The sequence below is a fragment of the Burkholderia pseudomultivorans genome (genome assembly GCF_902499075.1).
GTDB lineage: Bacteria > Pseudomonadota > Gammaproteobacteria > Burkholderiales > Burkholderiaceae > Burkholderia > Burkholderia pseudomultivorans.
In genome coordinates, this window is sequence record NZ_CABVPP010000003.1 from 233,612 (window position 1) to 244,263 (window position 10,652).

9 protein-coding genes are annotated in these 10,652 nt (G+C 68.1%); 7 read left to right on the forward strand and 2 right to left on the reverse strand.

All coding sequences use genetic code 11. From position 1 onward, the window contains the following. On the reverse strand, positions 1 to 300 hold the full coding sequence (locus tag BST28156_RS04595; protein WP_060124880.1) for an addiction module antidote protein: 300 nt from the start codon (positions 298 to 300) through the stop codon (positions 1 to 3). 3 nt (positions 301 to 303) lie between these two features. Beyond that, positions 304 to 648: a type II toxin-antitoxin system RelE/ParE family toxin gene (locus tag BST28156_RS04600; protein WP_174901635.1), complete on the reverse strand. Its 345-nt coding sequence runs from the start codon at positions 646 to 648 to the stop codon at positions 304 to 306. 404 nt (positions 649 to 1,052) lie between these two features. On the opposite strand from BST28156_RS04600, the gene BST28156_RS04605 reads away from it, so the two are divergent. From BST28156_RS04605 to BST28156_RS04635, 7 genes are all read left to right on the forward strand, one after another. Further along, positions 1,053 to 2,693, forward strand: coding sequence for an acetolactate synthase large subunit (locus tag BST28156_RS04605; RefSeq protein ID WP_174901636.1), 1,641 nt, complete (start codon positions 1,053 to 1,055; stop codon positions 2,691 to 2,693). 29 nt (positions 2,694 to 2,722) lie between these two features. Continuing rightward, positions 2,723 to 4,156, forward strand: coding sequence for an aldehyde dehydrogenase family protein (locus tag BST28156_RS04610; protein WP_174901637.1), 1,434 nt, complete (start codon positions 2,723 to 2,725; stop codon positions 4,154 to 4,156). A gap of 146 nt (positions 4,157 to 4,302) precedes the next feature. Further along, positions 4,303 to 5,886, forward strand: a complete 1,584-nt coding sequence (locus BST28156_RS04615; protein ID WP_174901638.1) for a Na+/H+ antiporter — start codon at positions 4,303 to 4,305, stop codon at positions 5,884 to 5,886. Between the two features lie 395 nt (positions 5,887 to 6,281). Then, positions 6,282 to 7,415, forward strand: coding sequence for a hybrid sensor histidine kinase/response regulator (locus tag BST28156_RS04620; RefSeq protein WP_174901639.1), 1,134 nt, complete (start codon positions 6,282 to 6,284; stop codon positions 7,413 to 7,415). Between the two features lie 117 nt (positions 7,416 to 7,532). Further along, the gene (locus BST28156_RS04625) at positions 7,533 to 9,209 is read left to right on the forward strand and encodes a methyl-accepting chemotaxis protein (RefSeq protein WP_060245775.1); all 1,677 of its coding nucleotides are present in this window, start codon (positions 7,533 to 7,535) and stop codon (positions 9,207 to 9,209) included. Beyond that, positions 9,206 to 9,718, forward strand: coding sequence for a chemotaxis protein CheW (locus tag BST28156_RS04630; protein ID WP_174901640.1), 513 nt, complete (start codon positions 9,206 to 9,208; stop codon positions 9,716 to 9,718). The genes BST28156_RS04625 and BST28156_RS04630 overlap by 4 nt, the downstream gene beginning before the upstream one ends. Beyond that, on the forward strand, positions 9,715 to 10,652 hold a 938-nt coding region (locus BST28156_RS04635), incomplete at its 3' end, for a CheR family methyltransferase (RefSeq protein WP_174901641.1). The genes BST28156_RS04630 and BST28156_RS04635, both read left to right, overlap by 4 nt.

The following is a 10,652-nucleotide window of genomic DNA, read 5'->3' on the forward strand; positions in this document are numbered from 1 at the left end:
TCACGCGTGTGCTTTCGAGCCGTGCAGCTGCAGGCCGAGCGCCTTGATGACTTTCAAGATCGTGCCGAAGCTCGGATTGCCGTCGTGCGACAGCGCCTTGTACAGCCCTTCGCGCGACAGGCCCGCGTCGCGCGCGACCTGCGACATGCCGCGCGCACGCGCGATCACGCCGAGCGCGTGCGCGATGAACGCCGGATCGTCGCCGGCTTCCTGCAGACAGGCCTCGAAATAATCGGCCATGTCGTCTTCGGTTTTCAGGTGTTCGGCCGAATCCCACGGCCGGGTCTTGATCTTGTCCATCGATCACTCCGTATCGAAATCGAGATGCGCGAGCATCGCGTGCGCGGCGCGGATGTCCGCCCGTTGCGTCGACTTGTCGCCGCCGCAAAGCAGGATCACCCAGATCGATCCCCGCCGCGTGTAGTAGACGCGGTAGCCGGGACCGTGGTCGATCCGCATTTCGACGATCGGCGCACCGGCGGATTTCCAGTCGCCCGGATTGCCCATCGACAGCCGGTCGATGCGCGCCTGGATGCGGCGTTTCGCGACGCGGTCCTGCAGCGAGTCGAACCACGCGTCGAACACGTCGGTGGTGCGAATGCTGTAGGTGGGCGGAGTGTAACGTGTTGTCGTCGGTATGTAAACCATGGTTCACAGATTCCATTCGAAACGCGCGCCTCGATGTCGTGGCCATGCAGCTGGCGCGACGCAGGCAGGCGCTCCGACTATAGGGCCATGACCCCGTCGCGCGGGCGTTCCCGGCCATCCGGACGACCCTGCGGCGGCGGCCGGCGCGGCGCTGCCGCCGCCGCCGAAGCCGGCATTTCGCGATAGCGTCTACAATCGAAAACGTCCTTGCCGTCGGCGCGCGCACGTCGCGCGCCGGCGGATCCGTTCGTCCTCCGGGAGCCGGAGGCGCCGTCGCGCAGCGCGCGGCGGGCAGTGCCCGTGGTCTCAGTCCAGCAGGTAAGCGTCCGCGCGCCGTAGGCCGGTGCGCGTCCTGAACGTCGCGCGTCCGTAGGCCGGGCAGGCGGCATCAACCGAGAGTCCCCATGAAAGCATCGGATCTGTTCGTGAAGGCGCTGGAAGCCGAAGGCGTCGAGTACGTGTTCGGCATTCCCGGCGAGGAAAACCTCGATCTGCTCGAATCGCTGCGGCGATCGAAGATCAAGCTCGTGCTGACCCGGCACGAGCAGGCGGCCGGCTTCATGGCCGCCACCTACGGCCGCCTGACGGGCCGCACCGGCGTGTGCCTGTCGACGCTCGGGCCGGGCGCGACCAACTTCGTGACGGCCGCCGCCTATGCGCAGCTCGGCGGGATGCCGATGCTGATGATCACGGGCCAGAAGCCGATCAAGTCCAGCAAGCAGGGCCACTTCCAGATCGTCGACGTCGTCGACATGATGCAGCCGCTCACCAAGTTCACGCGGCAGATCGTGTCGATCGGCAACATCCCGTCGGCGGTGCGCGAAGCGTTCCGCCGCGCCGAGGAGGAGCGTCCGGGCGCCGCGCACCTCGAGCTGCCCGAGGACATCGCGCACGAGGAAGGGGACGGCAAGCCGATCCCGCGCAGCTTCAGCCGGCGGCCGATCGCCGAGGAGAAGGCGGTCGCGCACGCGGTCGACGCGATCCAGGCCGCGCGTCATCCGCTGCTGATGATCGGCGCGGGCGGCAACCGCAAGACGACCTGCAAGATGCTGCTCGAATTCGTCGACAAGACGGGCATCCCGTTCTTCACGACGCAGATGGGCAAGGGCGTGATCGACGAGACGCACCCGCTGTGGCTCGGCAACGCGACGCTGTCCGACGGCGACTTCGTGCACCGCGCGATCGAGCATGCGGACTGCATCATCAACGTCGGCCACGACGTGATCGAGAAGCCGCCGTTCTTCATGCGCGCGGACGACAAGACCGTGATCCACGTGAACTTCCTCGGCGCGCAGGTCGATCCCGTCTATTTCCCGCAGATCGAGGTGGTCGGCGACATCGCGAACGCGGTCTGGCAGATGAAGGAGGCGATCGCGCCGCAGCCGCACTGGGATTTCACGCGCTTCGCGATGATCAAGGCGCATTTCGACGCGCACCTGCAGAAGGGCCAGCACGATCCGCGCTTCCCGATGTACCCGGTGCGCATCGTCAACGACCTGTACGACGCGCTGCCGGCCGACGGGATCGTCTGCCTCGACAACGGGATGTACAAGATCTGGTTCGCGCGCTACTGGCGCGCGCACGAGCCGAACTCGCTGCTGCTCGACAACGCGCTCGCGTCGATGGGCGCGGGCCTGCCGTCGGCGATCGCGACGAAGATCGTGCATCCGCAGCGCAAGGTGATCGCGGTGTGCGGCGACGGCGGCTTCATGATGAATTCGCAGGAGCTCGAAACGGCCGTGCGGCTGAAGCTCGACCTCGTCGTGATGATCCTGCGCGACGATGCATTCGGGATGATCCGCTGGAAGCAGGAAAACATGAACTTCCCCGATTTCGCGATGACGCTGCAAAACCCCGATTTCGTGTCGTACGCGCAAAGCTACGGCGCGCACGGCCATCGCGTCGAGGCGGCCGACGATCTCGAGCCGCTGCTGCGCGAGTGCTTCGCGTCGCCGGGCGTGCACGTGATCGACGTGCCGATCGACTATTCGGACAACGAGCGCGTGCTGAACCGCGAGATCAAGCGGCTGTCGGCGCAGCTCTGAATTCCCCGTTCACCGGAAGGAGCCGTTCCATGCTGAAGGAAACCTATCCGTACTACCTGGCCAACGAGGCCGTCTACGCGAACACCGATCTCGAAGTCACCGACAAATACAGCGGCAAGGTCGCGACGCGCGTCGCGCTGGCCGACGCGAAAGCGATCGACGCGGCGATCGGCGCGGCGGTCGACGCCGCGAAGCCGATGCGCGAGCTGCCCGCGTTCAGGCGGCAGGCCGTGCTCGACCACTGCGTCGCGCGCTTTCGCGAGCGCTTCGACGAACTCGCCGAAGCGCTGTGCATCGAGGCCGGCAAGCCGATCAACGACTCGAAGGGCGAGGTGACGCGGCTGATCGATACGTTCCGCGTCGCATCCGAGGAGTCGGTGCGCATCGACGGCGAAGTGCTCAATCTCGAGATCTCGGCGCGCGCGCAGGGCTATACCGGCTATACGCGCCGCGTGCCCATCGGGCCGTGCTCGTTCATCTCGCCGTTCAACTTCCCGCTGAACCTCGCCGCGCACAAGGTCGCGCCGGCGCTCGCGGCCGGCTGCCCGTTCGTGCTGAAGCCCGCGAGCCGCACGCCGATCGGCGCGCTGATCATCGGCGAAGTGCTGGCCGAAACCGACCTGCCGAAGGGTGCGTTCTCGGTGCTGCCCGCGCATCGCGACGGCGCGGACCTGTTTACGACCGACGAGCGTTTCAGGCTGCTGTCGTTTACCGGGTCGCCGGCCGTCGGCTGGGCGCTGAAGGAGAAGGCCGGCAAGAAGAAAGTCGTGCTGGAGCTCGGCGGCAACGCCGCGGCGATCGTGGACGCGGACCAGCGCGAGCAGCTCGACTACGTGGTCGAGCGTCTCGCGTTCGGCGCGTTCTACCAGTCGGGCCAGAGCTGCATCGGCGTGCAGCGGATCCTCGTGCATGCCGACCTCTACGACGCCCTGCGCGACAAGCTGGCCGCGAAGACGCGTGCGCTGAAGATGGGCGACCCGAAGGATCCGTCGACCTTCGTCGGCCCGATGATCTCCGAATCCGAATCGCGCCGGCTGTCGGGCTGGATGGACGCGGCCGTCGCGGCGGGCGCGAAGATCGTCGCGGGCGGCAAGGTCGACGGCGCGATGTTCGAGGCGACGCTGCTCGAGAACGTCGGCCGCGAGCAGGATCTTTACCGGAAGGAGGCGTTCGGCCCGGTCGCGATCCTCGAGAAGTTCGACCGGTTCGACGATGCGCTCGCGCGCGTAAACGACAGCGACTTCGGGCTGCAGGCCGGCGTGTTTACCGATTCGCTCGCGCATGCGCAGCGCGCGTGGGACGAGCTGGAAGTCGGCGGCGTGGTGATCAACGACGTGCCGTCGTTCCGCGTCGACAACATGCCGTACGGCGGCGTGAAGGACTCGGGGCTCGGCCGCGAAGGAATCCGCTACGCGATCGAGGACATGACCGAACCGCGCCTGATGGTCGTGCGGCGCCGATGATGCGCGGCGCGGCTTTTCGCCCGCCGACGCGTCAAGCAGGCCTGACGATCTCGACTGCATGCATGGCCTCGTGATGTAATCGCGCGAAACGCCGCCCGGGGTATGTACCGGGCGGCTCGCGCATTCATTCGTCACAAGGTCGTTTCATGTCCAACGTCTCGGCATTCAAGCTGGTTTTGTTGTCATTCCTGGCGATCGTCGCGCTCGAATGCATCGCCAAGCGGCTGCGCCTGCCGCCCGCCGCCGCGCTGCTGGTCGGCGGCATCGGCATCGCATTCATTCCCGGCCTGCCGCCCGTCAACCTCGATCCCGACCTGGTGCTCGTCGTGTTCCTGCCGCCGCTGCTGATGGACGGCGCGTATTTCTCCGTGTGGGAGGAGTTCAAGCGCAACGTCGGCGGGATCCTGCTGCTCGCGATCGGCGCGGTCGCGTTCACGACGCTGGCGGTCGGCGTCGCGGTGCACTGGGCCGTGCCGTCGCTGCCGTGGGCCGCGTGCTTCGCGCTCGGCGCGATCGTGTCGCCGCCCGACGCGGTGGCGGCGAAGGCCGTGCTCGAACGCGTCGCGCTGCCGCGCCGGCTGATGGTGCTGCTCGAAGGCGAGAGCCTGCTGAACGATGCGGCGGGCCTCGTGCTGTTCCGTATCGCGATCGCGGCCGCGATGACGGGCGTCTTCAGCGCCGGCCATGCGGTGGTCGGCTTCCTGGAGCTCGGGCTCGGCGGCGTGGTGGTCGGCTTCGTGGTCGGCCGGCTGATCGTATGGTTCCTCAAGCTGCTCGACGACGACTACCTGGTGATCACCGTCGCGGTGCTCGCCGGCTGGATCGCGTATATCGCCGGCGAAATGGCCGAGGTGTCGGGCGTGATCGCGACTGTGACGGCCGGCATGATCGTCGGCTGGCACCAGCACGAGGTGTTCTCGGCCGCCGTGCGCACGCGCGGCACCGCGTTCTGGCAGGTGATCGTGTTCCTGCTCGAGGCGCTGGTGTTCGTGCTGATCGGGCTGTCGCTGCGCGGCGCGATGCAGCGCCTCGGCGGGTTCGAGCAGGTGCTCGCCACGATGCTGCCGCCGGTCGGTGCGGTGCTGGCGGCGGTGATCCTGTCGCGCTTCGTGTGGATCTATGCGGTCGAGGCGCTGAAATGGCCGGTGCGCGGGCTCGCGCAGCGCGTCGACGCACCCGACTGGAAGGCCGCGACGATCATGAGCTGGGCCGGCATGCGCGGCGTCGTGACGCTCGCGATCGCATTGTCGCTGCCCGACGCGATGCCGGGCCGCGACCTGATCCTGGTCGCCGCGTTCGCGGTGATCCTCGTCACGGTGCTGCTGCAGGGCACGACGATCGGGCCGCTGATCCGGCTGCTGCGGCTGCCGCAGCGGGAGGAGCGCGCCACCCATCACCTGACCGAGCCGCAGGCCTGGGCGTGCATCGAAGCCGCGCAGCTCGCGGCGATCCAGCCGCTGGTGCGCGACGAGAACGGGGTTGTGATCCATCCGCGCCTGCTGGAGCAGTACACGTACCGTGCGGAACTGACCGAGCGGGCGAAGAACGAGCCCGAGTATCCGGCGGAAGTGCGCGCCGCGCACTACGACGTGGTGCTGGCCGCGATCCGCGCCGGGCGCGCGGAGCTGCTGCGCCTGCATCGCTCGAACCGCATTCACGACGAGATGCTGCACGCGCTCGAACGCGATCTCGACCTGCAGGAAGTGTCCGCGCAGCACGCGCGCGGATAGGCCGGCGCGCCGCGCCCGGCCCCGATATTGCCGCCCGACGCGCAGGCCGCGGCGGCGTGCGCACTCGCCCGCCGTCGGTCGCAAGCCACGCCGTGCCCGCGCGGCAAACGTTCTCGCCCCCGATTCCGGAAATGATCCGATTTATCCGCCTCCGGCTGTTTCCGCTTATTTGGCAAAACTAAACCGGAAGGACATAGATGCTGTGTTCTAATTTCATTTAGAATCAGCCGGTTATCTTTATTGAGAGAAAGCGTGCGGAGGTAATGCGGTCGCCGACGGGGAAAAATCGGCGCCCGGAGCCCCGCCAGGCAACGCTGATGGGCCAAATCGGCTAAAACAGGCGGACTTCTCAACCGCCAAAATAAGATGGCGTACAAGTCGGATAAGCAACTCCTATGAAAGAATCGATTGGAGATTCGGCGTTTGAAACGGTATTTATGAAAGAATCGATCGGTGAAAATGCCTCGGATTGTCTGGAGTCGGGGCTATCGGTCCTGCTCGTCGACGATCAGCCGTTCGTCGGCGAGGTGATCCGGCGCGCGCTGCGCAGCGAACACGACATCGACCTGCACGTGTGCACCGATGCGCACCGCGCGATGGCGGTCGCGCGGGAGGTGAAGCCGACGGTGATCCTGCAGGATCTCGTGATGCCGGATATCGACGGCCTCGATCTCGTGCGCGCCTGGCGTGCGGATGCCGAAACCGCACGGGTGCCGATCATCGTGCTGTCGGCGAAGGAGGAGCCGATCGTCAAGCGCGAGGCGTTCATCGCCGGCGCGAACGACTATCTCGTCAAGCTGCCCGACGCGATGGAACTGACCGCGCGGATCCGCTATCACTCGAATTCGTACCTGATGTCGCGACAGCGCGACGAGGCGCTCGACTTCCTGTCGCACGACATGCGCTCGCCGCAGACGTCGATTCTCGCGCTGCTCGACGTCTACCGGGCCGAGCACGGCGACATGCCGGCCATCATGGAGCGGATCGCGGGCCATGCGCGGCGCGCGCTCGCGCTCGCCGACGGCTTCATCCACCTGACCCGCGCGCAGTCCGAGCGCCGCGCGCACGAGGTCGTGAGTCTCAACGAGATCGTGCTCGACGCCGTCGACCAGCTGTGGGAGAAGGCCGCCGGGTTCGGCAGCCGCGTCGTCGCGCACGTGCCCGACACCGAATGCGTGACGATGGGCGACCGCATGATGCTGACGCGCGCGGTCGCGAACCTGATCGACAACGGGCTGAAATACGGTCCGACCGGCGCGGACGTGCACTGCACGCTGAGCGACGAGGACGGCGCGTGGCTGATCGGCGTCGAGGATGCCGGCCCCGGCATCGCGCCCGAGCAGCGCACCGCCGCGACCGAGTCGTTCGTGCGGCTCGAATCCGCGCATGGCGCGGCGCGCAGCGGCTTCGGGCTCGGGCTCGCGTTCGTGCGCGCGACGGCGGCGCGGCATCGCGGCCAGATCCTGATGCGCAATTCGGCGCGCGGCTTCATGGTCGCGCTCCGGCTGCCGGCGCAGGCGGAACGGTGATTTCCCGGCGCGGCCTGCCGGCGCCGCGCCGATCCCGATGTGCTCGCGGCGCGCCGTCCGGCGCGCAGGCGGGTGCGGAATTTTTCAACGCAAGACACTAGAAAGTCCATAACGAACATGGCCACCGTGACGCCCCGCGCGAACAATGAAAGCCTGCCTCCGACGATCGGCGCCGTCCGGCTGACGCTCGGCAACCGCATCCTGCTCAGTTTCGGCGTGCTGTTCGTGCTGATGCTGGTGACCGCCGGCGTGTCGTACGAACGCCTGCGCGCGATCAACAGCGAGGCCGTCAGCATCGAGCGCGACTCGCTGCCCGGCGTCTATCTGGCGGCGTCGCTGCGCGGCACCGTCAACGAAACCTTCATGGCGCTGCAGCAGGCGACCTTCGTCGACACCGACCCCGACGCGGTCCAGCGCGATTTTGCGCGGATCGCCGAGCTGATGAAGGACGTCGACGGGCTGACGGCCGACTACCAGGCGACGATGTTCCGCGACGACGATCGCGGCCGCTTCACGACGTTCCGCACGTCCTACGACCGCTACGTGCCGCTGCTGAACGACGCGATGCAGAAGGGCCGTGCGTCGCACGACGAGGCCGTCGCCGCTTACGCGAGGGCGCTGCCCGTGTGGACCGAGGTCGTGCGCAACGCGAACACGCTGGTGCAGGAGAACCGCAAGTTCGCCGACCAGTCCGCGAAGCTGATCCGCAATTCGGTGCAGGACACCGAGGTGGTGCTCGCGGTTGCGCTGGCGATCGTGCTGCTGTCCGCGCTCGGGCTCGGCTACGGGCTGTTCCGGTCGATCACGCGGCCGATGGCGCGGCTCGTCGAGGTGCACGACGTGATGCGCACCGGCAACCTGACGCGCCGTCTCGACCTGCGGCGCCGCGACGAATTCGGCACGCTCGAGACGGGCTTCAACCGGATGGCCGACGAGCTGACCGAGCTGGTCTCGCGCGCACAGCAGTCGTCGCTGCAGGTGACGACGTCGGTGGCCGAGATCGCCGCGACGTCGCGCGAACAGCAGGCGACCGCGAACGAGACCGCGGCGACCACGACCGAGATCGGCGCGACCTCGCGCGAGATCTTCGCGACCTCGCGCGACCTGCTGCGCACGATGAACGAGGTGGCCGGCGTGGCCGAGCAGTCGGCGACGCTCGCGGGCGTGAGCCAGAGCGGGCTCACGCGGATGGGCGAGACGATGCGCAGCGTGATGGATGCGGCCGGCTCGGTGAACGCGAAGCTCGCGATCCTCAACGAGAAGGCGCTGAACATCAACCAGGTCGTCGCGACCATCACCAAGGTGGCCGACCAGACCAACCTGCTGTCGCTGAACGCGGCGATCGAGGCCGAGAAGGCCGGCGAATACGGCCGCGGCTTCGCGGTCGTCGCGACCGAGATCCGCCGCCTCGCCGACCAGACGGCGGTGGCGACCTACGACATCGAGCAGACCGTCAAGGAGATCCAGTCGGCCGTGTCGGCCGGCGTGATGGGAATGGACAAGTTCTCCGAGGAAGTGCGGCGCGGGATGCTCGACGTGCAGCAGGTCGGCGGACAGTTGTCGCAGATCATTGCCGAGGTGCAGACGCTCGCGCCGCGCTTCCAGATGGTCAACGAAGGGATGCAGACGCAGGCGAACGGCGCCGAGCAGATCACGCAGGCGCTGTCGCAGCTGTCCGAAGCCGCGCAGCAGACGGCCGAATCGCTGCGGCAGTCGTCGCAGGCGATCGACGACCTGACGCTGGTCGCGAACCAGCTGCGCACCAGCGTGTCGCGCTTCAAGGTCGACGCGTGATGCGCGCCGAAGCGCAGAACGGCGCGCAGGCGCTGTTCCTGATGTTCGAGCTCGAAGGCGAGCGGTATGCGCTCGATGCCGCCGGCATCGACGCGGTGCTGCCGCTCGCGGCCGCCAAGGCCGTGCCCGGCGCGCCCGACTGGATCGCCGGGCTGCTGATGCACGGCGGCCAGCCGGTGCCGGTGATCGACGTGCCGATGCTGGCGCTCGGGCGGCGCGCGCATGCGCTGCGCTCGACCCGGCTGGTGATGGTGCGGTATCGCACCGGGCCGGCGGCTGCCGAGCGCCTGATCGGGCTGATCGTCGAGCGCGCGACGCAGACGATGCGGATCGATCGCGCGGCGTTCCGCGCGAGCGGCGTGTCGACGCTGCGCACGCGCTGGCTCGGTCAGGTCGCCAATACGCCCGACGGCATCGTGCAGCAGGTGTCGGTCTCCGACCTGCTCGACGACGTCGCGCGCCTGCATCTGTTCGACAGCGTGGCGGGCCACGAAGGGGGAGCCGCATGAACGACTTCGATTCGCGTTTTCGCGGCTGGCTGCTGCGCGAGACCGGCATCGACCCCGATTCGCTCGGCAACGATTTCCTGATTCGCGCGGTGACCGAGCGCGTGCACGCGGTGCAGGCCGCGGACGGCGAGCGACTGCCGTCGACGGCGCGCTCGCCCGTGACGCCGGAAGCGCTCGACGCGTACTGGCAGCGGCTGAACGGATGTGCGGACGAGCGGCGCGCGCTGATCGAGCTGTTCGTCGTGCCGGAAACGTGGTTTTTCCGCGACCGAGAAGCGTTCGCGACCGTCGGGCGGCTCGCGGCCGAACGTGTCGCGGCCGCGCCCGGGCGTGTGATTCGCGTGCTGAGCGCGCCGTGCTCGACCGGCGAGGAGCCGTATTCGGTCGCGATGGCGCTGCTCGACGCGGGGCTCGACCCGGCCGCGTTTTCGATCGACGCGATCGACCTGAGCGCGCGCGCGATCGAGCACGCGCGGGTCGGCAGTTATGGGCGCAACGCGTTTCGCGGTACCGCGACGGAGTTTCGCGCGCGCTATTTCGCGGCGACCGCGGACGGCTGGCTGCTCGACGAGCGCGTGCGCGCGTGCGTGCAGTTCCGCCATGCGAACCTGATGGAGCCGCTGGCGGACACGGGCATTCGCTACGATTTCGTGTTCTGCCGCAACGTGCTGATCTATTTCGACCGCGACGCGCAGGATCGCGTGATCCGTTCGCTCGACGGCTGTCTCGCCGACGACGGGATGCTGTTCGTCGGGCCGGCGGAAACCGGCGTCGCGATGCGGCACGGCATGCGTTCGGCGCGGATTCCGCTCGCGTTCGCGTTTCATCGCGAGCGCGCCGACGCGGCCGCCGACCGCTGTGCGACGCGACGCGCGGCGCCGCTGCCGGCGGCGGCGTCTGCGCCGCATCGGCGCGCGGACCGCTTCACGGCCGG